Annotated in this window: 21 protein-coding genes; 9 read left to right on the top strand and 12 right to left on the bottom strand. The window is 60.7% G+C overall.

The annotated features are described in order from the left end of the window. Positions 1 to 31 precede the first annotated feature (31 nt). Positions 32 to 1,954 carry a propionyl-CoA synthetase gene (locus tag KY465_RS17860; RefSeq protein ID WP_219203474.1) on the bottom strand — a complete coding sequence of 641 codons (1,923 nt, stop codon included), beginning with the start codon at positions 1,952 to 1,954 and terminating at the stop codon, positions 32 to 34. Positions 1,955 to 2,095: 141 nt separating this feature from the next. Next, positions 2,096 to 2,767: a YggS family pyridoxal phosphate-dependent enzyme gene (locus KY465_RS17855; RefSeq protein ID WP_346432665.1), complete on the bottom strand. Its 672-nt coding sequence runs from the start codon at positions 2,765 to 2,767 to the stop codon at positions 2,096 to 2,098. Between the two features lie 219 nt (positions 2,768 to 2,986). Between KY465_RS17855 and leuS the strand changes: the two genes are divergently transcribed. From leuS to holA, 3 genes are read left to right on the top strand one after another with little or no spacing between them, the layout of a single operon-like run. Then, complete coding sequence (gene leuS / locus KY465_RS17850; protein ID WP_219203473.1) at positions 2,987 to 5,599, top strand: leucine--tRNA ligase; 2,613 nt, start codon at positions 2,987 to 2,989, stop codon at positions 5,597 to 5,599. Then, positions 5,586 to 6,101 (top strand): LPS assembly lipoprotein LptE, encoded by a 516-nt coding sequence (gene lptE, locus KY465_RS17845; protein ID WP_219203472.1) that lies wholly within the window; start codon positions 5,586 to 5,588, stop codon positions 6,099 to 6,101. Before leuS ends, lptE begins: the two co-directional genes overlap by 14 nt. Positions 6,102 to 6,115: 14 nt before the next feature. Next, positions 6,116 to 7,165, top strand: coding sequence for a DNA polymerase III subunit delta (gene holA / locus KY465_RS17840; RefSeq protein WP_219203471.1), 1,050 nt, complete (start codon positions 6,116 to 6,118; stop codon positions 7,163 to 7,165). 65 nt (positions 7,166 to 7,230) lie between these two features. Here holA and KY465_RS17835 read toward each other — a convergent pair whose 3' ends face one another. The 8 genes from KY465_RS17835 to hemE all read right to left on the bottom strand — a co-directional run bounded on the left by KY465_RS17835 (position 7,231) and on the right by hemE (position 15,967). Beyond that, on the bottom strand, positions 7,231 to 8,124 hold the full coding sequence (locus tag KY465_RS17835) for a ParB/RepB/Spo0J family partition protein (protein WP_219203470.1): 894 nt from the start codon (positions 8,122 to 8,124) through the stop codon (positions 7,231 to 7,233). Between the two features lie 33 nt (positions 8,125 to 8,157). Continuing rightward, positions 8,158 to 8,946, bottom strand: coding sequence for a ParA family protein (locus KY465_RS17830; protein WP_219203469.1), 789 nt, complete (start codon positions 8,944 to 8,946; stop codon positions 8,158 to 8,160). A 17-nt stretch (positions 8,947 to 8,963) separates the two neighbouring features. Next, the gene (gene rsmG / locus KY465_RS17825) at positions 8,964 to 9,599 is read right to left on the bottom strand and encodes a 16S rRNA (guanine(527)-N(7))-methyltransferase RsmG (protein WP_219203468.1); all 636 of its coding nucleotides are present in this window, start codon (positions 9,597 to 9,599) and stop codon (positions 8,964 to 8,966) included. Beyond that, entirely contained in the window at positions 9,592 to 11,487 is a 1,896-nt protein-coding gene (mnmG, locus tag KY465_RS17820; protein ID WP_219203467.1) for a tRNA uridine-5-carboxymethylaminomethyl(34) synthesis enzyme MnmG, read from the bottom strand. Before mnmG ends, rsmG begins: the two co-directional genes overlap by 8 nt. A gap of 84 nt (positions 11,488 to 11,571) precedes the next feature. Next, complete coding sequence (gene mnmE, locus KY465_RS17815) at positions 11,572 to 12,900, bottom strand: tRNA uridine-5-carboxymethylaminomethyl(34) synthesis GTPase MnmE (RefSeq protein ID WP_219203466.1); 1,329 nt, start codon at positions 12,898 to 12,900, stop codon at positions 11,572 to 11,574. A 25-nt stretch (positions 12,901 to 12,925) separates the two neighbouring features. Beyond that, on the bottom strand, positions 12,926 to 14,191 hold the full coding sequence (rho, locus tag KY465_RS17810) for a transcription termination factor Rho (protein WP_219203465.1): 1,266 nt from the start codon (positions 14,189 to 14,191) through the stop codon (positions 12,926 to 12,928). Positions 14,192 to 14,381: 190 nt separating this feature from the next. Further along, a complete protein-coding gene (gene hemJ / locus KY465_RS17805; RefSeq protein ID WP_219203464.1) occupies positions 14,382 to 14,918 on the bottom strand; it encodes a protoporphyrinogen oxidase HemJ in 537 nt (178 codons plus the stop codon). A gap of 14 nt (positions 14,919 to 14,932) precedes the next feature. After that, positions 14,933 to 15,967, bottom strand: coding sequence for a uroporphyrinogen decarboxylase (hemE, locus tag KY465_RS17800; RefSeq protein WP_219203463.1), 1,035 nt, complete (start codon positions 15,965 to 15,967; stop codon positions 14,933 to 14,935). A 364-nt stretch (positions 15,968 to 16,331) separates the two neighbouring features. Here hemE and KY465_RS17795 point away from each other — a divergent pair, with 364 nt between their 5' ends. Genes KY465_RS17795 through dnaQ form a run of 5 tightly spaced genes read left to right on the top strand, consistent with a single transcriptional unit; the run spans position 16,332 to position 19,944 of the window. Further along, positions 16,332 to 17,147: a pyruvate, water dikinase regulatory protein gene (locus KY465_RS17795; protein ID WP_219203462.1), complete on the top strand. Its 816-nt coding sequence runs from the start codon at positions 16,332 to 16,334 to the stop codon at positions 17,145 to 17,147. A 19-nt stretch (positions 17,148 to 17,166) separates the two neighbouring features. Continuing rightward, positions 17,167 to 17,763, top strand: coding sequence for a Maf-like protein (locus KY465_RS17790; RefSeq protein WP_219203461.1), 597 nt, complete (start codon positions 17,167 to 17,169; stop codon positions 17,761 to 17,763). Continuing rightward, positions 17,756 to 18,595, top strand: coding sequence for a shikimate dehydrogenase (locus tag KY465_RS17785; protein WP_219203460.1), 840 nt, complete (start codon positions 17,756 to 17,758; stop codon positions 18,593 to 18,595). Before KY465_RS17790 ends, KY465_RS17785 begins: the two co-directional genes overlap by 8 nt. Positions 18,596 to 18,641: 46 nt before the next feature. Continuing rightward, the gene (gene coaE / locus KY465_RS17780; RefSeq protein ID WP_219203459.1) at positions 18,642 to 19,226 is read left to right on the top strand and encodes a dephospho-CoA kinase; all 585 of its coding nucleotides are present in this window, start codon (positions 18,642 to 18,644) and stop codon (positions 19,224 to 19,226) included. Between the two features lie 10 nt (positions 19,227 to 19,236). Continuing rightward, positions 19,237 to 19,944 carry a DNA polymerase III subunit epsilon gene (gene dnaQ / locus KY465_RS17775; RefSeq protein WP_219203458.1) on the top strand — a complete coding sequence of 236 codons (708 nt, stop codon included), beginning with the start codon at positions 19,237 to 19,239 and terminating at the stop codon, positions 19,942 to 19,944. A 116-nt stretch (positions 19,945 to 20,060) separates the two neighbouring features. Here dnaQ and secB read toward each other — a convergent pair whose 3' ends face one another. Continuing rightward, positions 20,061 to 20,615 carry a protein-export chaperone SecB gene (gene secB / locus KY465_RS17770; RefSeq protein ID WP_219203457.1) on the bottom strand — a complete coding sequence of 185 codons (555 nt, stop codon included), beginning with the start codon at positions 20,613 to 20,615 and terminating at the stop codon, positions 20,061 to 20,063. A gap of 82 nt (positions 20,616 to 20,697) precedes the next feature. Beyond that, the gene (locus KY465_RS17765; RefSeq protein ID WP_219203456.1) at positions 20,698 to 21,282 is read right to left on the bottom strand and encodes an FxsA family protein; all 585 of its coding nucleotides are present in this window, start codon (positions 21,280 to 21,282) and stop codon (positions 20,698 to 20,700) included. 141 nt (positions 21,283 to 21,423) lie between these two features. On the opposite strand from KY465_RS17765, the gene KY465_RS17760 reads away from it, so the two are divergent. Next, positions 21,424 to 22,137 carry a Tim44/TimA family putative adaptor protein gene (locus tag KY465_RS17760; protein WP_219203517.1) on the top strand — a complete coding sequence of 238 codons (714 nt, stop codon included), beginning with the start codon at positions 21,424 to 21,426 and terminating at the stop codon, positions 22,135 to 22,137. The last annotated feature ends 46 nt before the right edge of the window (positions 22,138 to 22,183 follow it).

The following is a 22,183-nucleotide window of genomic DNA, read 5'->3' as shown; positions in this document are numbered from 1 at the left end:
GTCTCAACACATGCACCGGCAGCGGCTGCCGTCAAGCGTCCGTCGCCGCCTGTGTCGGTCCATACCCGTGTCGGCCGAGGGCAGCGCCAATTTCATCGAGAATGGCTGGGTCGTCGATTGTCGCCGGCATTTTCCAGTCGGCACCTTCGGCAATCTTTTGCATCGTCGCCCGCAATATCTTGCCGGACCGCGTCTTCGGCAGCCGCTGCACGACCACCGCCGTCTTGAAGGCCGCAACCGGCCCGATCCTCTCTCGAACCCGGGCAATCACTTCGGCTTCGATGGTTGCCGTATCGCGGCCGACACCGGAATTGAGCACGAGAAAGCCGACCGGCACCTGCCCCTTCATCGCATCCGCAACGCCGATGACCGCGCATTCCGCGACGTCCGGATGCCCGGAGATGGCTTCCTCCATCCCACCGGTCGACAGCCGGTGACCGGCAACATTGATGATGTCATCGGTGCGCGCCATGATGAACAGGTAGCCATCCGTGTCGATATAGCCAGCATCTGACGTCTTGTAATAGCCGGCGAATTCATCGAGATAGCTCTCGCGAAACCGGGATTGCGCGTTCCACAGTTCCGGCAGACAGCCGGGCGGCAGCGGCAATTTGATGGCGATGTTGCCGAGCGTTCCCGCAGCCACCTTATGGCCGGCATCATCGAGCACCTGCACATCATAGCCCGGCATGGCGACCGCCGCCGACCCGTGTTTCACCGGCAGCTGCTGCAGACCAACAGGGTTGCCGGCGATGGTCCAGCCGGTTTCCGTCTGCCACCAATGGTCGATCACCGGAATCTGCAATTTCTGCTCGGCCCATTGCACGGTATCCGGATCGGCGCGCTCGCCGGCCAGAAACAGGGTGCGCAGCGAGGAAAGATCGTGCCGTGCTATCAGGGCGCCCTCCGGATCGTCCTTGCGGATCGCACGGAAGGCCGTCGGCGCCGTAAACAGCGCCGCCACCTTGTGCTCGTTGATCACCCGCCAGAACGTGCCTGCGTCCGGCGTGCCGACCGGCTTGCCCTCGAACACGATGCTGGTATTGCCATGCAGCAACGGTGCGTAGACGATGTAGGAATGGCCGACCACCCAGCCGATATCGGATGCCGCCCAGTAGACCTCTCCCGGCTTGACGCCATAGACCGCGTGCATCGACCAGTGGAGCGCCACCATGTGCCCCCCATTGTCGCGCACCACACCCTTCGGTTTGCCGGTCGTTCCAGACGTATACAGGATATACAAGGGGTCGGTCGCCGCCACCGCAACACACTCCACCTGTTTGCCCCGATGCCGGGCCAGAACGGCTTCAAAATCCTGATCGCGCCCGTCCATCAGGCTGCAAGGACTGGCTTCGCGCTGCAGGATGATTGTCGGCATCGACGTCGCACCGGCAATGTCCAGGGCCTGATCGAGAAGCGGCTTGTAGGCGACCACTCGGCCGGGCTCGATGCCACAGGAGGCCGAGATCACCAGCCGTGCGCCGCAATCGGCGATACGGGTTGCAAGTTCGGAGGCAGCGAAACCGCCAAACACCACGGAATGCACGGCGCCCAGACGCGCGCAGGCCAGCATCGCGATGATCGCTTCCGGCACCATCGGCATGTAAATGATCACCCGATCGCCCTTGCCGATGCCCAATTCCTTCATGCCCGCCGCCAGCGCACTGACCTCGCCGAGCAATTCGTGAAAACTGATTGACCGCTGGCTGCCCGTCACTGGGCTGTCGTGGATCAAGGCCGCCTGGTCGCCGCGGCCGTCGCGAACATGGCGATCGACACAATTGAAGCAGGTGTTGGTCGTCGCATCGGGAAACCAGCGCCCATAGGCACCGGCCTGGCCATCGAATATGCGTTGCGGCGCCTCGAACCAGTCTATGGCCTCGGCAGCCTTGCGCCAGAACCCCTCCGGATCAGATTTCCAGTTCTCGTAAGCCTGCCGATACGCGCCTTGCATCTCCACCTCCCACTGGCATTTGCGCTGCATCCACGCTCGACCGGAGTCCGGGACAAGCACACAACGGCGTTCAGCCTAACGCGTCTGCGCGGCAACGCGAACCGCGACCAAGGTCCAAGCACGGGCAAACACGCTCCGCCGTTATTCCGTGTAGTCGCGCGCGCCAAAGATTGCGCTGCCGACCCGCACCTCCGTGGCGCCAAATCCGACCGCGGTCTCATAGTCGCCCGACATGCCCATCGACAGCCGCTCGACACCGGCCTGGTGCGCCAGTTTTGCCAGCAAGGCAAAATGCGGCCCGGGATTCTCGTTCAGGGGCGGAATGCACATCAGCCCGGCGATCTGCAATCCAAGTTCGTCGCGGCACCAGTTGACGAACACCACCGCATCCTCCGGCGCAATGCCGGCCTTTTGCGCCTCGTCACCGGTATTCACCTGGACGAAAAGCGCCAGGGAGCGGTCCTGGGCCTGCATCTCAACGGCAATCGCCCGGGCGATCTTGTGGCGATCAACACTTTGGATCGCGTCGAACAGGGCGACCGCCGCCGCCGCCTTGTTGGATTGCAACGGTCCGATCAGATGCAATTCAACACCTTCGAAACGCGCTTTCAGCTCCGGCCATTTCGATTGCGCTTCCTGCACCCTGTTTTCCCCGAAAACCCGCTGGCCGGCTTCAAGCAACAGCACGATGGCATCGGCCGAGTGGGTTTTCGAAACGGCGATCAGGCGCACCGCACCAGCCGTGCGGCCGGCCTGGCGTTCCGCTGCATTGATCCGTTCCTTGATGGCTTCGAGATTGGCGTTCGCTGACACTCGGGACTCCCTTTGTTCGCCTTTGCATAGCGCAGCCGCCGGCACTCGGCAAAGATCAAACGTCGGCGCACGGCGCGGTCCAGCCATGCAAGCCATGAGGCTGGCCGAGCCCAGCCCGCCTTCGTGCCCTGCCGGCAGCAGTGCGCAGCGCGGTTGACGCTACCGCTGTTTCATGGTGAAGGTCCCCTCGCAATCCGACCCTTTTGTGGAAATATCGATATGGCAATTGAACGCTACAATCCGCGGGAAGTGGAACCGCGCTGGCAAAAGGCGTGGGACGAGGCGCGCATTTTCGAGATCGACAATGACGATCCGAAGCCAAAGTATTATATGCTCGAGATGTTCCCCTATCCCTCGGGGCGCATTCACATGGGGCATGTGCGCAACTATGCCATGGGCGATGTCGTCGCCCGCTACCGCCGCGCCAAGGGCTACAATGTCTTGCATCCCATGGGCTGGGACGCGTTCGGCATGCCGGCGGAAAACGCCGCGCGCGACAACAACACGCATCCGAAGGGCTGGACCTATTCCAACATCGACACGATGCGTCGTCAGCTCAAGTCGATGGGACTATCGCTCGACTGGTCGCGCGAATTCGCCACCTGCGATGTCGAATATTACCACCAGCAACAGGCCCTCTTCCTTGATTTCCTCGAGGCCGGCCTCGTTTACCGCCGCAAATCGAAGGTCAACTGGGATCCGGTCGACATGACGGTCCTTGCCAACGAACAGGTTGAAAACGGCCGCGGCTGGCGATCGGGTGCCGTCGTTGAACAGCGAGAGCTGGTGCAATGGTTTTTCCGCATCACCGAATATGCAACCGACCTTCTCGAATCCCTCGACGAGCTCGACGGCTGGCCGGAAAAGGTCCGCCTGATGCAGCGCAACTGGATCGGCCGGTCGCGCGGCGCCCGCGTAACCTTCCCGCTGGTTGAACGCCAGGATGGCACTGCCGATTCCATCGTTTGCTTTTCCACCCGGCCGGATACGCTTTATGGCGCCTCCTTTCTCGCAATCTCCGCCGAACATCCCGTGGCGCTTGAACGGGCCGAAAGCGTGCCTGAACTGCGCGAGTTTATCGCCGAGTGTCGAAAGCTGGGAACATCGGCCGCCGAAGTCGAAAAGGCCGAGAAGCGCGGCTTCGACCTTGGTCTCACCGTCGCGCATCCGTTTATTGAAGGCAAGCAACTGCCGGTCTATGCCGCCAACTTCGTGCTCATGGACTACGGGACCGGGGCTGTCTTCGGTTGTCCTGCCCACGATCAGCGGGACCTCGAATTCGCCCGCAAATACGGTCTCGAGGTGACTCCGGTCCTGGCACCGCTCGACGCACCCGACCAGCCGGTTGCCGTCAGCGATACCGCCTTTGTCGATGACGGCGTGCTGATCAATTCCGGGCCTTTGTCCGGCTTGCGCAAGGACGCGGCGATCGAAAAGGCGATCGAGATCCTTGCCGGCAAGGGTCTGGCTGTGGCGGAAACCAACTTTCGCCTGCGCGACTGGGGCATCTCACGTCAGCGCTACTGGGGGTGTCCGATCCCCGTCATCCATTGCGATGATTGCGGCGTTGTTCCCGTGCCCAAATCCGATCTGCCAGTCCGGCTGCCCGATGACGTCCTCTTTGACAAGCCGGGCAATCCGCTCGACCGGCATCCCACCTGGCGCAACGTCCCATGTCCCGTCTGTGGCAAAGAGGCGCGCCGTGAAACCGATACCATGGACACCTTCGTCGATTCCTCCTGGTATTTCGCCCGCTTCACAGCGCCGCGTGCCGACACGCCGACCCTTCCGGCGACGGCCAATGCCTGGCTGCCGGTCGATCTGTATATCGGCGGGGTTGAGCACGCGATTCTGCATCTGCTCTACTCGCGCTTCTTCACCCGCGGCATGCAGGCAACCGGCCACCTCGACCTGAAGGAGCCGTTTCGCGGCATGTTCACGCAAGGGATGGTGGTTCACGAGACCTATCAGATTGACAGAGATGGCCGTCCCGAATGGCTGGCGCCAACCGAAATCAACATCTCCGAGAAGGAGGGTGGCCGTTCCGCCGAACGCATTGGCACCGGCGAACCAGTGCGCATCGGCGCCATCGAAAAGATGTCGAAGTCGAAGAAGAACGTTGTCGATCCGGATGACATCATCGCCACCTATGGCGCCGATACGGCGCGCTTTTTCATGCTCTCGGACTCGCCTCCCGAACGGGATGTCATCTGGACGGCTGCAGGTGTCGAGGGCGCCCACCGCTTCGTTCAGAAGATCTGGCGCCTGCTTGGCGAGAGCGCATCGCAATTGGCCGCCATCCAGGCCGGCGCGGCCGATCAAGGCGCCGCCGGCGATCTTTCGCGCCTTGCGCACAAGACCGTCAGCGCCGTGGCAACCGATATCGAAAAGCTCGCCTTCAACAAGGCGGTTGCCCGCATCTACGAACTGGTCAATGCCCTGGCGGCGCCCTTGAGCGAGGTGAGGGCCGGGCGCGCGACGCCCGAGATGCAAGCGGCTGTCAAACAGGCCTGCGAATATTTGCTGCGCATCCTTGCGCCGATGATGCCGCATTTTGCCGAGGAATGCTGGCGGCTGATCGGCAAGTCGACAATGATCGCCTTGGAACCCTGGCCAGCGCACGATGAAACGTTGATTGCTGAAGATCTCTTGCACTTGCCTGTTCAGATCAATGGCAAGAAGCGGGCTGATCTCGCGATCGAAGCCAGCGCAGGGCCGGAAGAAATCGAGGCGGCGGTGCTGGCACTCGACGCGGTATGCCTTGCGCTCGATGGAAAACAGCCTAAAAAGGTCATCATCGTCCCGAAGAGGATCGTCAATGTCGTCATCTAGGCCGCAAATCCGTACATCTCTTGCACTCGCCCTCGCCCTTGTGGTTCTGCCGCTGGCCGGGTGCCAGGTTCGCCCTCTCTATGCCGACGGTGACGGGACCAGGCACGCAATCGCCATTGCCGAGGCCGAAAACCGGGTCGAGCAACGCGTACGCAACGAGTTGATTTTCGCCTTCAACGATGGCGCCGGCGCACCGGTCGATCCGCAATACCGCCTCGAACTGGACGCGACATCCCAATTGCAGGGCGTGCTGCGTGCCGGATCCAGTGATGAGTTCACTGCCGCCCGCGTGGTGGTTACGGTTCAATACCAACTCTTCGCTCTCGCTGAGGACACAGCCCTCATCTCCGGATCGCGCAAGGCCAGTGCGGAATTCGACAACCCGGACCAGGAGTTTGGTGAGCGCCGCGCCCTGCGCGATGCTGAGGACCGGGCCTCCCGCGAGGCTGCCGCCTTCATCAAGGCCGAGATTTCAGGCAAGCTTGCAGCACTTGGCCGTTAGCGGCCGCCACCATCATGGTCGAAATCAAAGCGCATGAATTTGCATCATTTGCGCGGCGCGCCGCCAATCCCTATCCTGTCGCTTTGGTTTTTGGTCCCGATCGAGGCCTCGTCTCCGAACGTGCGGCGCAGCTCGCTGCCCGCACCGGTATAGATCTGAAGGACGATTTCGCGGTCGTCCGCCTTGAGGCCTCCGAGATCTCTGCTGATCCGGCGCGGCTGCTGGACGAGATGCAGGCAATCAGCCTGTTTGGCGGAGACCGCCTTGTCTGGCTGAAGAATGCCGGCAACGATCGCAGCATTGTCGACGCTTTCAACGCCCTGGCGCAATCGGATCTCGGCACCACGAAACTGATCGCGGAAGCCGGCGATCTCAAGAAAACCGGAGGATTGCGCAAGGCGGTGGCTGCTGCGCGCAACATGGTTGCCATTCCCTGCTACAGTGACGACGCGGCTGCGGTCCAGGCGCTGATCGACGAGGAGTTGGGCGCCGCAGGGCTATCGGTCAGCGGCGAGGCGCGCCAGCGCCTGACCACCCTTCTCGGCGGCGATCGGCTCGCCAGCCGCAAGGAGCTGCAAAAGCTTGCCTTGTATTGTCACGGGACGGAGATGGTCAGCGATGACGACGTTTTCGCCGCGATGGGTGATGTAGCCGCGCTATCCGTGGACGATGCCGTGGATGCCGTCCTCGCCGGCGAGATCGGCCGTCTCGACATGGCCCTTGATCGCATTGAAAAGTCGAAGATCGCGGTCTTCCTCGCACTGCGCGGAACCATTCAGCAACTAACCCTGATGGACCTGATGCGCGGCGAGATGGAAACCGAGGGCCGGCCGCTGTCGGCGGTGATGAGCAGCCGCGGCCGGGCCGTGCACTTCAAACGCAAGCCGATCTTTGAAAGAGCATTGCGCAACTGGACGTCACACAGCCTGCGCAGTGAACTTGTCCGCCTTAACCGGGCGGTCTACGAGACACGTAGTAAGCCGGCTATCGAATTTTCGCTGGCGCGAAATGCGCTGATGCGCACATGCCTCATTTCGCGAAAATTGAACAGCCGGCGCAATTGACCTGAGGGGACGCATGGGCCGCTGGGCCTGTCCTGCAGACGTCCAGGGCGATGAGCGCCGGCGCCTTAAAGGTCTGCGCCGAGAAGCCGACAGAGCGTCTCCAGCTGGTCTAGGCTTTTATAGTCAACCTTCAGCTGCCCCCCCTGACCCTTGTGGTTGACTTGAACCTTCAATCCGAGCAGATCAGTCAGATTGCGCTCCAGGGCGAGCGTGTCCGCATCCTTGGCCGGGGCGGCCGCGGCTTGCGGCTTTGGAGAATCGGGTGTGCTGTTGCCGACGGCGTCCTGCGCCAGTTTTTCAGCTTCACGGACGGAAAGGCCTTCGGCAACGATCTTTCGCGCCAGGCGGAAGGGATCCGGCGTCGAGACGAGCGCGCGGGCATGCCCGGCCGACAGAGAGCCGATCGACACCATTTCACGGACCTCGTGCGGCAATTTGAGAAGCCGAAGGCTGTTGGCGACATGGCTTCGGCTCTTCCCGATGACCTCACCGAGATCGTTCTGCGTATAGCTGTATTGCGCGATCAGTTGCTCGTAGCCCAGTGCCTCATCGACGGGGTTGAGATCGGAGCGCTGCACGTTCTCGACAATGGCGATCTCCAGCGCTGTCCGATCATCAACGTCCCGCACCAGCACGGGAATATCGATCAGCCCGGCCATCTGCGCGGCGCGCCAGCGCCGTTCCCCCGCGATGATCTCGAAGCGTCCATTGTCGACCGGGCGTACAAGGACGGGCTGAACGATTCCGTGCTTGCGGATCGAGGCCGCCAGTTCTTCAAGTTCGCTTTTTTCGAAGGCACGCCGGGGGTTATGCGGATTGCGCGCCACATGCTCGATCGGCACCCGCCGGTCGGCCCGCACTCCTGCCGGCGTTTCAGGCCCGTTGGCCGGCTGGTCTATTTCGCCGATCAGGGCGGCGAGGCCGCGCCCAAGACGCTTTTTTGAAGGATCGTCTGCCATTTTGAGGTCCACCGCCACTTATGTTGTATCGGATCAAGCCGCTTTGCGGCTGCGTTCCCTTTGAATCACTTCCGAAGCCAGTTGCAGGTAGGCTTGGCTCCCCGCGCATTTGAGGTCGTAGAGAATGGCCGGCTTGCCGTAGGACGGCGCCTCTGACACCCTCACATTGCGCGGGATGAGGGTCCGGTAGACCTTGTCCCCGAGATGCGAGCGGACGTCTTCCACAACCTGTTGCGCAAGATTATTACGTGCATCATACATAGTCATAACGATTCCCTGGATATCCAGGCCGGGATTGACCGTGTCGCGCACCTGGCTCACCGTCTCCAGAAGCTGACTCAGGCCTTCAAGCGCGAAAAATTCGCATTGCAGCGGCACAAGCACCGAATGGGCGGCCGCCATGGCGTTCATGGTCAGAAGATTGAGGGAGGGCGGGCAATCGACAAGGATATAGGAATAGCGGGCTGCATCCTCGCCGCTCAGGGCTTTCTTCAGGCGATAGACGCGATCCTCCCGCCCGGCGATCTCCATTTCGACGCCAAGAAGATCCATGGTCGATGGGACAATCGACAGATGCGGTACGACAGAGGCCATTGCGGTCTCGGCGATGCTGGCCCCGCCGGCCAGGAGATCATAGGCTGAGACGCTCCGATCCCGGCGATCGATGCCAAGCCCGGTGCTGGCATTGCCCTGTGGATCAAGGTCAATGATCAGCACCTCTTCGCCGATTGCGGCCAGGGAGGTGGCAAGATTGATCGCGGTGGTGGTCTTCCCGACCCCACCTTTTTGATTTGCGATTGTGATAATCCGGTTGGCAGCCATCTTGTAGCCTTGCTTGGTCACTGGCGCGGTGCAAGCTGAGTAATTTCCAGGATCGCTGCGCCGTCACGCACTGTTGAGGGATGTTCTACCAGATCGAACTCCCAAAACCTACGCGCAGCTTCAACTTCCTGCGGATATCCCAAGCCTTTATGAAACCAGCAGGACAGATCTGCGCGGCGGGCCGCAAAAGGGGCCGCTAGAGCGCACAGATTGGGCAACGGCGCGAGGGCGCGTGCCGAAATGGCGTCCGGCGCATCGAGCTGGCTCACTGCCTCTTCAATCCTCTGGGCGTGGACCGACGCCCGTGCCCCGGTTGCGGCAATAACCGCCCGCAAGAATGCCGCCTTTTTATTGTTGCTTTCAATCAGATGGACCCAACCCTGATCAAATTCGGTCAGACAGATCGCCATCGGCAAACCGGGAAATCCGGCCCCGCTGCCCATATCGATCCAATTGAGGGGCTGCGGGCAGAGCTTTGCGAGCTGCAGGGAATCCTTAAAATGCCGCTCCCAAAGCTGATCCAGTGTGTCAGCGGAGACCAGATTGATAGAGGCTTGCCACTTTTTGAGAAGCTCGGCATAGATGTCCAGACGTTCCAATGTTTCACGTGAAACAAAAGAGGAATCTGCAGAGCGTTGGCCGGCATTACGCATGATTGGCTCCGACAAGCGGCCTCTTCAGAAGGGCATGTCGCTTCAATGCGACCAGGACCAGGCTGACCGCCGCCGGCGTCATCCCTTCGATTCGTTCCATTTGTCCAACCGATTCCGGTTGCACTGCCACGAGTTTGGCAGCCAACTCTTTCGACAAGCCCGCGAGTGCAGCAAAATCGAAATCAGGCGGTATTACCCGATTCTCCTCCCGGCGGAGCCCATCCGCATCCTGACGTTGCCGTTCGAGATAGACGGCATAGGCAGCATCAATTGCCATCGCGTCCAGAACCTTCGAGTCGAACGATCCGAGCTCCGGCCAGATCTCCACAAGCTGCTCCAGGTGAATATCCGGATAGGACAGAAGGGTAAACGCCGACCGCCGGACGCCGTCCTTGTTCAGTTTGAGACCGAACGAAGCCGCTTCACTTGGCGACAGACGCAGCTCCTTTGCTCGAGTCGTGCAAACCTTGACCGCACTTGCGTAGTGTTCAAAACGCTGCAATCGTTCGGCGCGCACACACCCGAGGGCTGCCCCAAGCGGCGTTAGACGCATATCCGCATTATCCGCGCGCAGTGACAGCCGATATTCCGCGCGCGAGGTGAACATCCGATAAGGTTCGCTGACCCCATGCGTGGTCAGATCGTCGACCATCACACCGAGGTAGGAGTCCGTCCTGCTGAATATGACTTCAGAGCTGTCTTGAGCGCGACGGGCGGCGTTCAATCCGGCAATCAGGCCTTGGCCGGCGGCCTCCTCATAGCCGGTGGTCCCGTTGATCTGTCCCGCCAGGAAAAGGCCTCTCACTCGGCGGGTTTCCAAGGAGCTATTCAACTCCCGCGGATCGACATGGTCGTATTCGATGGCATAGCCATACTGCTTGACCTGCACATTCTCCAGGCCCGGAATACTGCGCAGGAAGGCAAGCTGGACATCTTCCGGAAGAGACGTCGAGATCCCGTTCGGGTAAATGGTGTCGTCGTCGAGCCCTTCCGGTTCCAGGAAGATCTGATGGCCGTCTCGTTCGCCAAAGCGGACGATCTTGTCCTCGATCGAGGGGCAATAGCGCGGCCCGACTCCCGAAATCCGGCCACCATACACCGCGGATTTCGCTAGATTTTCTTCAATGATGCGATGGGTCTCGCCGGTTGTGCGGGTGATCCCGCAACGAATTTGCGGTTGCCTGATTCGTTCCGTCATAAAGGAGAAGGGCACCGGCTCCGCGTCAGCCTCCTGCCAGCTGACCTTCGACCAATCGATGCTGGTTCCGATCAGCCTTGCCGGTGTGCCGGTCTTCAAACGACCCAGCTGAAACCCGCATCGATCAAGGGTCTGGGCAAGTCCCACCGACGGCTTTTCTCCGACCCGGCCGGCTGGAACAGTTCGGTCGCCCACATGGATCATGCCGCGCAAAAAAGTACCAGTGGTCACCACCACCGATGGCGCGGACAGCCGCCGGCCGTCGGCCAGAATGACGCCTCTAACTTCGTCATCCCCATCCAGAAGCAGATCGGAAACTTCCCCTGCCACCAAATCGAGAAGGGGCTCAGACTGAAGAGCAGTCAAAATCGCCCGGCGATAAAGCTTGCGATCCGCCTGTGTGCGCGGCCCCCTGACTGCCGGTCCCTTCCGTCGGTTCAGCAAGCGAAATTGGATGCCGGCCGCATCCGCTGCGCGACCCATGATGCCGTCGAGTGCATCAATTTCCCGCACGAGGTGTCCCTTACCAAGACCCCCAATCGCCGGATTGCAGGACATCGCGCCGATCGTCTGGATACTGTGCGTGATAAGGGCAGTACGCACGCCACAACGCGCCGCTGCCGCCGCAGCTTCGCTGCCCGCATGGCCGCCGCCAATTACGATCACATCATAGGACATAAGCTCATCCATGCACTTGCTTTCCCCTGACTACCGGACGAATGTTTCACGTGAGACGCGCGGGGCGGCGTGACATAATCCTGTGTTTCACGTGAATCACTTGCCGACGCAAAACTCAGAAAATATTGCGCCGAGCAAGGCTTCCACGCCGACTTGTCCGGTAATCTGTCCGATGGCACGCGCGGCTTCCCGCAATTCGAACCCGACAATCTCCGGACCGTTTGCCTTCGCCTCTAGGGCGGCATCGATACGCGAGACCGCCGTTTGAAGCAACTCTTTGTGGCGGACACGATTTGCGCCGGCAAACGCGCCCTTCGGCATCTGTTTTCGAACCTCGTCCAGAATACGATCGACCAGACGGTCCAATCCTTCGCCACTACGCGCCGAGATATATGCGTCGTACTGATCCCGGCCGACCTCCGCAGGCAACAGATCGCATTTGTTCCGTACGCGCAGGATCTTCGCTGGAGCCAAAGCCTCAAGGCCTTGAATAGAGCCTGACGGAGTCTCATTTTCATCAGAAACAAGCAGCACCAGGTCCGCCGCCTCCGCGGCGATGCGTGATCGCCGGACCCCTTCCGCCTCAATGGGATCAGCGGCGTCGCGTAGCCCCGCTGTGTCTGTCAGAAGGACCAGGAAACCACCCAAGGAAAGCCGGACCTCGATCAGATCCCGTGTTGTTCCGGGCTCCTGTGAAACAATGGCTACATCCCGCGCCGCCAAGGCGTTCAACAAGGTCGACTTGCCTGCATTCGGCGGCCCCATGATTGCGACCTTGAAACCGTCACGTACAATTTCGCCCCACTGCGTCCCAGTGAGAAACGTGTTCAATTCCTGCCGGAGCGAAAAGAGTTCCGGCCAGATGCGATCGGAAACAGAGCCTGGAATATCCTCTTCATCGGCGAAATCGAGCTCGGCCTCGATCGAAGCTCGTGCCCGCGTCAATTGCGCCATCCACGCCTGGCACTGTTTGCGAAATTCCCCGCCAGCCTGCTCCAGCGCCGCCTGCCGCTGCATCTCTGTTTCCGCCGCGAGCAGGTCTGCCAAACCCTCGACCTCGGTGAGATCAAGCTTGCCATTGCCGAACGCACGACGGGTAAACTCCCCGGCTGATGCCGAGCGGCTGCCCTCGATACCCGATAATACCTCGAGAAATCGGTGCACTACCGCTTGGCCACCGTGCAGATGAAACTCGCAGCAATCCTCACCGGTGAAGGAATTCGGGCCGGGAAAGAACAGCAGAAGGCCACGATCCAGCAATCCGCCATCCATGTCGCGGAAGGACCCAAGCGTGGCTCTACGCGGCTTGGGCAGCGAGCCATAGATCGTTTCGATGACGAATCGAGTCCGGGGCCCGGAAACCCGGAGTACAGCTAGGCCGGCCGGCGGACGTCCAGAGGACAACGCGAAGATCGTTTCGGACACGAATCGCTCCTCACAGGAAGGATGATCAGGTGTTCATCGAATCAAAGAAGTCGCTGTTGGTCTTCGTCTGCTTCAACTTGTCGATCAGGAACTCGATCGCGTCCGTGGTTCCCATCGGCGCCAGGATACGCCGCAGGACAAAGATCTTCTGCAGGTCCTGACGCTGGATCAGCAGATCTTCCTTGCGGGTGCCCGACTTCAGGATATCCATCGACGGGAAGATGCGCTTGTCAGCCACCTTGCGATCCAGAACGATCTCGGAATTGCCGGTACCCTTGAACTCTTCGAAGATCACTTCATCCATGCGCGAGCCCGTATCGATCAGGGCCGTGGCGATGATGGTCAGCGATCCGCCTTCCTCGATATTGCGCGCGGCACCAAAGAACCGCTTCGGGCGCTGCAGCGCATTGGCATCCACGCCGCCGGTCAGCACCTTCCCTGAAGACGGCACGACGGTGTTATAGGCGCGGCCCAGACGGGTAATGGAATCCAGCAGGATGACCACGTCACGGCCATGTTCCACCAGCCTCTTGGCTTTCTCGATCACCATCTCGGCGACCTGCACGTGCCGCACCGCCGGTTCGTCGAAGGTCGAGGAAATCACCTCCCCCTTCACCGAGCGCTGCATGTCCGTGACTTCTTCCGGCCGTTCATCGATCAGCAGGACCAGAAGATAGCATTCGGGATGATTGGCGGTGATCGAATGCGCAATATTCTGAAGCAGAACCGTCTTGCCGGTTCGCGGCGGCGCGACGATCAGGCCGCGTTGCCCCTTGCCGAGGGGTGCCACCAGGTCGATGACTCGTGGGGAGAGGTCCTTGGTGGTCGGGTTGTCCAGTTCCATCTTGAACCGCTCATTCGGATAAAGCGGCGTCAGATTGTCAAAATGCACCTTGTGCCGGATGTTCTCCGGACCCTCGAAATTGATGGTGTTAACCTTCAGCAGGGCAAAATATCGCTCGCCCTCCTTCGGTCCGCGAATCGGTCCCTCGACCGTATCCCCGGTCTTCAGCGAAAACCGCCGGATCTGCGAAGGCGAGATATAGATATCATCCGGTCCCGGCAGGTAATTGGCGGTTGGCGAGCGCATGAAGCCGAACCCATCCTGCAGAACCTCGACCACGCCTTCGCCGATGATTTCGACATCCTGCGCTGCCAGCTTCTTGAGAATCGCAAACATCAGCTCCTGCTTGCGCATCACGCTGGCATTCTCGACCTCGACCGATTCGGCGAATTCGAGCAGATCGGTCGGCGTCTTGTTCTTGAGCTCTTGAAGCTTCATTTCCTGCATGGAAAATCCGTATGTTCAGATGTGGCAGAAGGGGGGATGCACCGGGCAAATGTCGGCCGGTTGGCCGCAGCGTCACAGAACATCCGGAGGAAGGAGTGCTTCTAAATAGCGATTCACGTGAAACGCTGCAAGCCCTCAAGAGGTCTGCACCGTTCTTTCCGCCGGACCCGTCCGAGAATCACCGCACAGCTCAGAGCGATGGCTTCAGAACCACGAGCGCCACGATCAGGATCAGAAGGATGGTTGGAACCTCGTTGCGCATCCGCCACTGCCGCGCCGTCCCGGCATCTTCACCAGATGCAAATCTCTTCGCTGCCCTGGCCAGGTAGCCATGGAAACCGGTCAATCCAACCACCAAAACGATCTTGGCCCAGAGCCAGCCTCCGGCAAACCCGAAGCCCAGCCAGGCAAGCATCAACCCGGCCGCCCATGTCACCAGCATGGCGGGGCGCATGATCACGGTCAGCAGTCTGCCTTCCATGACGGCGAGCGTCCGAGCCGTCTCGGAATCCGGCGCACAATCGGCATGGTAGACGAACAGCCGCGGCAGATAGAACAAGCCGACCATCCAGGAAATCAGCGCCACGATATGGATCACCTTCAGCCAGCCGTACAGCCAGTCCGGTTGCAACCAGATCGCTGCCGCAGCAAGGAGAAGTGTACCAGCACCCCACACAGCGGCCCGTGCAGCCGCCCGACGGCCTTCCTTGGCAGATGTCGCCCGCAACGAGCTATCCCGGCTCACGCGCCACCCCACGCGCGCACCCGCTGCACCAGACGCGCCACATTGTCCGGATCCGCCTGCGGCGTGATCCCGTGTCCGAGATTGAAGATGAAGGGCCCTTCGCCCAGATCGGCAAGCACCCGGTCGATCCCCGCATCGAGCGCCGCCCCGCCAGCCACCATCAGCAACGGATCAAGATTGCCCTGCACCGCCCCGTCCGCCTGGATCGCACGCGCCAGCTTGCGCGGCACCGTCCAGTCAAGACCCACACAATCGACGCCGGTGCGCTGCCGATAATCCTCCAGCAGTGCACCCGCGCCCTTGGCAAATCCGATGATACGCGTCCCCGGCCGGGCCCTCCGCACCTTCTCCACAATCCTCGCCATCGGCCGCACACAGAAGCGGTCAAAGGAGGTCTCGTCGAGCACGCCCGCCCAGGAATCGAAGATCTGCACGGCATCCGCCCCCGCATCGATCTGGCTGATCAGATAGTCGGCCGAAAGATCCGCAATCAGGGCAAGAAGCTGATCAAACTCGGCAGCATGGCGCATCGCGAACAGTCGCGCCGGCGCCTGATCGGACGTCCCGCGCCCGGCCAGCATGTAGGTCGCCACCGTCCAGGGCGCACCACAGAACCCCAGAAGCGTGGTTTCCTCGGGCAGCTCGCGCCGCAATCGCCGCAACGTCTCGAACACGGGAGCCAGTATTTCATCCACCGAGGGACGGGGCAGCGTTCCAATGTCTTCGACAGCCAGCGGCGTCATCCGCGGTCCTTCACCCTCGACGAAATGTACGCCGCGATCGAGAATGTCAGGGATCACCAGGATGTCGGAAAACAGAATTGCCGCATCAAAGCCAAAACGCCGAATCGGCTGCATCGTCACTTCAACAGCCAATTCAGGCGTATAGCACAGATCGAGAAAGCCGTTCGCCGTGGCACGTGTCGCTCGGTATTCCGGCAGATAGCGCCCCGCCTGGCGCATCAGCCAGATGGGAGGTGGAGCCACAGCCTCACCAGCCAACACTCTCATCAGTTTCCGCTGCGCTGCCATCCACATCTTTCCTTAAACTTAATTCTATTGAAAAGGATTCTGATTCTTAGAGTCTGTTTGTTCCAGGGATTAACCGCAATCCCCAGTCGAGTCACAGGAAATCCACAGCGAGAGGATCGTTTTCCGGTGAGCGCCGCCTCGTCCGGTAGTTTTGCAATCACTTGGTATCACTGACAGAATCGCCTGCGGATCATGCATTCCGATCGCCGGACGCTTATTATCCACAGGAGCGCGCAGAACCGGCTCGGAAACAACACCGAACCGGCCCCGGTGTGGAAAACCAGCGACCTTTGCCTTGCCAAACCAGCGCCGGGACCCTTAGCTCGCGGCTCTCCCTATTTATGCACAAGCGTGGATGTATGCTGTGGATCAGGTCAAAAACTACTTTCATCTCCATCTGATCTCCGATTCCACCGGGGAAACGCTGATTGCAGCGGGCCGCGCTGCCGCGGCCCAATTCCGTGGCGCCCAGGCGCTTGAACATGTCTATCCCCTGATCCGCAACCGCCGACAGCTTATTTCGGTGCTCGACGCCATTGATGGCGCGCCCGGCATCGTATTGTACACGCTCATCGAAACCGATCTCGCCTCGATCATCGAGTTGAAGTGCCGCGACATGGGGCTGCCTTGCGTGTCGGTCCTCGAGCCGGTTCTGCAGGTGTTCCAGAACTATCTTGGCGCCCCGAATCGCCGCCGCGTCGGCGCTCAGCACGCCATGAACGAAGAGTATTTCCGCCGCATCGACGCCCTCAACTTCACCATGGATCACGACGACGGTCAGCTGCCAGCCGATTTCGATGAAGCCGACGTCATTATTGTCGGCATTTCGCGCACATCCAAAACACCGACGAGCATCTATCTTGCCAATCGCGGCATCAAGACGGCCAATATCCCAATCGTGCAGGATGTTCCGCTCCCGGCGGGACTCGACAAGGCAAGCAAGCCGCTGGTCGTCGGACTGATTGCATCGGTCGATCGCATTGCCCACGTCCGGCAAAACCGCATTCTCGGCAAAACGCCGGGCTTTCAGGGGGAACTTTACACCGACCGCGCCCTTATCGCTGAGGAGATAAAATATGCCAGAACCCTGTGCGAGAAAAACGGCTGGCCGCTGATCGACGTGACCCGCCGGTCAATTGAAGAGACGGCCGCTGCAATCCTCGCTCTGCGTTCTAAATGACGCTAGACAGGAGTGGACCATGACACGAATCATTCTTGCCTCTCAAAGCACCTTTCGCCGCGATATGCTGGCAAATGCCGGTATCGATGTGACGCCCATAGCCGCCGAGATCGACGAGCGCGCAGTTGAGCGGACTGTAGCCGGCAGTGGTGTCACGCCGGACGAACTGGCGCTTATTCTCGCCGAAGCCAAGGCCAGCAATGTTGCCGAACGCAATGCTGGCGCCTGGACGATCGGTTGCGACCAGACCCTGGCGCTTGACGATCTCGCCTTGCACAAGCCGGTGGATATGGACGGGGCCCGACGGCGTCTTCTTGAACTCTCCGGCAAAACGCACCAGCTCCACAGTGCGGTCGTACTGGCACGTGGCAGTGAAGTTGTGTGGCGCCATCTCGAAACGGCGCGGCTGACCATGCGCGAACTCGATCCGGGTTTCATTGGACGTCACCTTGCCAATGTCGGTGACAAGGTGCTGGAAAGTGTCGGCGCCTATCAGATCGAAGGGGAGGGGGTGCAACTGTTCGAAAGTATAGAAGGCGACCTTTTCACCATTATCGGTCTGCCACTTTTGCCGCTTCTCGCCGAACTGCGCCGCCTCGGGGCAATTGATGGATAGATTGCAACCCCGCGCCTTCGTTATCGGTGATCCGATCGCTCATTCACGGTCGCCCCTCATCCACCGTCACTGGCTCAAGGAATTTAAGATCGAAGGCACCTATCAGCCAATCGCCGTGTCTGCGGAAAAACTGCCGGGGTTCATAGCCGAAATCAAAAGCGGAAAGGCGGGATTTGTCGGCGGCAACATCACCATCCCGCACAAGGAAGCGGTCCTGCATCTGGCGGACCACAGCGATGACATCACACGTGCGATCGGTTCCGGCAACACGTTGTGGATGGAAGACGGTCGGCTCTGCGCCACCAATACCGACGCCTATGGGTTCTGCGCCAATCTGGACGCCGAAGCAACCGGCTGGGATCGCGGAAGAAAAGCCGTTGTCCTCGGTGCCGGCGGGGCAAGCCGGGCTGTCCTCCACGCCCTCGAGCAACGCGGCTTTGCACAGATCATCCTGGTGAATCGCACGCTGGAGCGCGCTGCATCCCTGGCGCCACAATTCAAAGGCGTCGAACCCGCGCCGATGGAGGCCCTGCAGTCTGCCCTGCGCGGTGCCGATCTGTTCGTCAATACATCGTCCCTGGGGATGGGCGGCGGCACTGTACCGGATCTCGATTTTTCGGTCATGACGCCGGAGGGGCTGGTGACCGATATTGTGTACGTGCCCCTTCGCACACCGTTTCTCGATCAGGCAGAACGGCAGGGTCGTCCCACGGTTGACGGCCTCGGCATGCTGTTGCATCAGGCGGTTCCGGGATTTGAGAAATGGTTCGGCCGCCGGCCCGAGGTGACGCCAGCGCTGCGCCAGACAATTCTCGCCGATTTGGCGCAGTGAAGGCGCGCCAGAGAATGCGACGGGCACGAACGAGGAGCAGGGGGCAATGATCATCCTGGGTATGACCGGCTCCATCGGCACCGGCAAATCGACGACGGCGAAGATGTTTGCCGCTCGCGGCATTCCGGTCAACGATGCAGACCAGGTCGTCCACGACCTCTATGAGGGCGAAGCCGCTCCGCTCGTCGAAGCGGCTTTTCCCGGATCGACCCACAATGGCGTGGTCGACCGCGCACGTCTGGGCCGCATCCTGGTCGACAATCCGGAGGGCTTTAAACGTCTGGAGGCCATTGTTCATCCCTTGGTGCGGCAGAAAGAGAAGGCGTTTCTGACACGCCACCGTGACCTCGGCACCGCCGCTGTGCTGCTGGACATTCCGCTCTTGTTCGAGACCGGTGCGTCCGACCGCGTCGACCACATCGTTGTCGTTAGCTGCGATCCCGAAACGCAGCGTCAGCGGGTTCTGCAAAGGCCGGGGATGAGTGAGGAAAAATTCGCGGCCATCCTTGCGCGTCAGGTTCCCGACGCCGAAAAGAGGAAAAGGGCCGATTTCATCATCGAAACCGACGAGGGGCTCGAGGCCGCCGAGGCCCAGGTCGATGCTGTTCTTGCGGCCCTCGACCTGATTTAGGAGCGGATATATGCGCGAGATCGTGTTCGATACGGAGACCACCGGGCTCGATAATGGCACCGACAGGATCATCGAGATCGGTGGCATTGAGCTCGACAACCAGTTTCCGACGGGCCGCAGCGTGCATTTTTACATCAACCCGGCCGGCTGCCCGATCCATCCTGATGCCTTGGCGGTGCATGGCATCACTGCAGAATTCCTTACTGACAAGCCGACTTTCGACAGGATTGCGGAAGAGGTCTGTGCATTTTTCGAGGGCGCCAAATGGGTGGCCCACAACGCCACTTTCGACATCGGTTTCATCAATGCCGAATTCCGCCGCCTCGGCTTGCCGCCGGTGGATCCCGCACATGTCGTTGACACCCTGGCGATCGCCAGACGGCGCCACCCGATGGGGCCAAACAGTCTTGACGCCCTGTGTCGTCGCTATGGCATCGACAATGCGCATCGCACCAAACATGGCGCGTTGCTTGATGCCGAGTTGCTTGCCGATGTCTATATCGAACTGCTTGGCGGCCGCCAGGCGGCCCTTGGCCTGGTGGCGGAGACTGAAAACACCGCCGCCATGACTGTCGAGACGATCGAAATCGAGGCGATCGGCGGGCGACCGGCACCCTTGCCTTCGCGCCTGTCCGCCGCGGAAGTCGCCGCTCATGAGCGCCTGATCGCACGACTTGGCGACAAGGCGCTGTGGCGCGTCGCGGCCCCTTCCGCCTGAGCGATCATCTTCGCCGGGCCGGCAACAAAAAACGCCCGCGAAACCAGTTCGCGGGCATTTTGCTTTAAAACGACAACAGCGGGCTCGGATCGATAAAAGTCCGATCCCTGATCAGATCAATTGCTTGGCTGTCCGTTGCCCGCGGCTGGCGCGGCGCCATTGCCGTTGCTGCCGCCTTCGCGCTGCTGCTTCGCCTGCTCGGCGGCCATGCGCTGCTGGAACATTTGCGCGAAATCGATCGGATCGATCATCAGCGGCGGGAAGCCGCCATTGCGGGTCGCATCGGCAACGATCTGCCGGGCGAAGGGGAACAGCAGGCGCGGGCACTCGATGAACAACAGCGGCAGCATGTGTTCCTGCGGGAAATTGGCGATACGGAACACCCCGCCATAGACCAGCTCCACATTGAAGACGATGTTGTCGCCATCCTTGGCTTCCGCATTCAGCGTCAGAATGACGTCGAACTCGTTCTCGGACAGTGGATTGGCATTGACGTTGACGTTGACCGAGATGGCCGGCGAATTGTTGCGGCTGGAAAGCGATTTCGGCGCACCCGGATTCTCGAAGGAAAGATCCTTCACATACTGCGTCTGCACATTCAGCGTCGGCTGCGCGCCAGCCTTCGCTTCCGCTCCGCTGGTGGCCGTCTCCTTGGTCGTGTCCTCTGCCATCAGGCAATCCCTTTTCTCAAACTTGGAAGCGCGATCGGCTCCAAAAAATCACGTCGCTCGGGCTAGCATTTCACCGATAAGCTTACAACCCGTCTTTCTGGCCGCCTTTCCGGGAGGTTTCCTCGTCAAACCAGGGAGAATCGGCATCCTTGCTCCCCTCGGTATAGTCTTCGCTGCCAAGATCGACCACCGGCCCATCCACGCCTCTGCCACCATACGAGCCGTCTTTTGTGCTGCCGCGCGGATGGTTCGCGCCCGGCCCGCCGGGCGCAGCGCCGCCGAACGATCCGCTACCGCGGCCCGTTGCCATGACGACCACGCGGCTCTTGAGATGACCCCAGGCCCAGTCGCGGACCGCCGGCACGAACAGAAGAAAGCCCATGGTGTCGGTCACGAAACCGGGCGTCAGCAGCAACACGCCAGCCACCAGGATCATCGCGCCATGCACCAGGTCGCGGCCAGGCACGTGACCGGCCTCGGTCTCGCTGCGCACCCGATTGAGGATGCCCAGACCCTGTTGTCGCAGCAAGAAACTCCCCACCAATGCGGTCAGCAGGATCAGGCCCAGCGTCGAAAACACGCCAATCTCGCCGCCGATGAGGATGAAGGTGGCGATTTCGGCAATGGGAATGACGATCAGCACCAGTGGCAATAGGCTCAGTCGCATCAGGCTCTCCCGGGGCCGGTCAGTGCTGCGCAAACCAGGAAAATCTGCCCTGAACACTGATTTGCGGCCGCTGCAAATTGATTGCAGGGCATGTGGCGATTATATGCATGGCATACAAGAACCAAAATGAAAGTAGCGGGAATGGGTTCGTTCGACATCGTCACCGTCATTTTTTTCATCGCAGCCGTGGTGATTTTCATCCAGTTGCGGTCCGTTCTCGGTCGAAAGGACGACAGTGATCAAAGCCGCATTGAACGCAAACGCGCCCGGCGCGTCCCGACCCAGGCTCCGCCCTTGCCCAGCGACGATCCGAAGGTCGTGACCTTGCCGTCGCTGAACAAGGACAGCGAAACAGCGGTCGATGACATGGCGGCGATCGACACCTACGCCACCCCCGGCACCGAACTCAACGACGGCCTGCGCGCTCTCAAGGCGGCAGATCCGAGCTTCGACCCGAAGGAGTTCGTCAAGGGTGCCGGCATTGCCTATGAAATGATTGTCGCCGCCTATGCGGAGGGGGATCGCAAGACCCTGCGCAGTCTGTTGTCCCGCGACGTGTATGAGGGCTTTGCTGCCGCGATCGAGGAGCGCGAGCGGCGCGGCGAGACCGCTCGTTCAAACTTTGTCGGCATCGAAAAGACGGACATCATCCAGGTGGAGATGAAGGGCAGCGAAGCCAATGTCACGGTGCGCATCATCAGCCAGTTGATCTCCGCCACCTTCGATTCCGATGGCAAGGTCATTGAGGGCGACACCGAAGAAGTATCGGAAGTCAACGATGTGTGGACTTTTGCCCGCGACACCCGTTCGCGTGATCCCAACTGGCGTCTGATCGCGACTGAAGCGGATCAGTGAGCCGCTTTCAGCTGCACCCGTGCGCGTTCGCGAGCATCTGCGGCTG

The sequence above is a fragment of the Neohoeflea coraliihabitans genome (assembly GCF_019334345.1).
Taxonomy (GTDB): domain Bacteria; phylum Pseudomonadota; class Alphaproteobacteria; order Rhizobiales; family Rhizobiaceae; genus Pseudohoeflea; species Pseudohoeflea coraliihabitans.
This window is presented reverse-complemented; position numbering and strand designations above follow the sequence as displayed.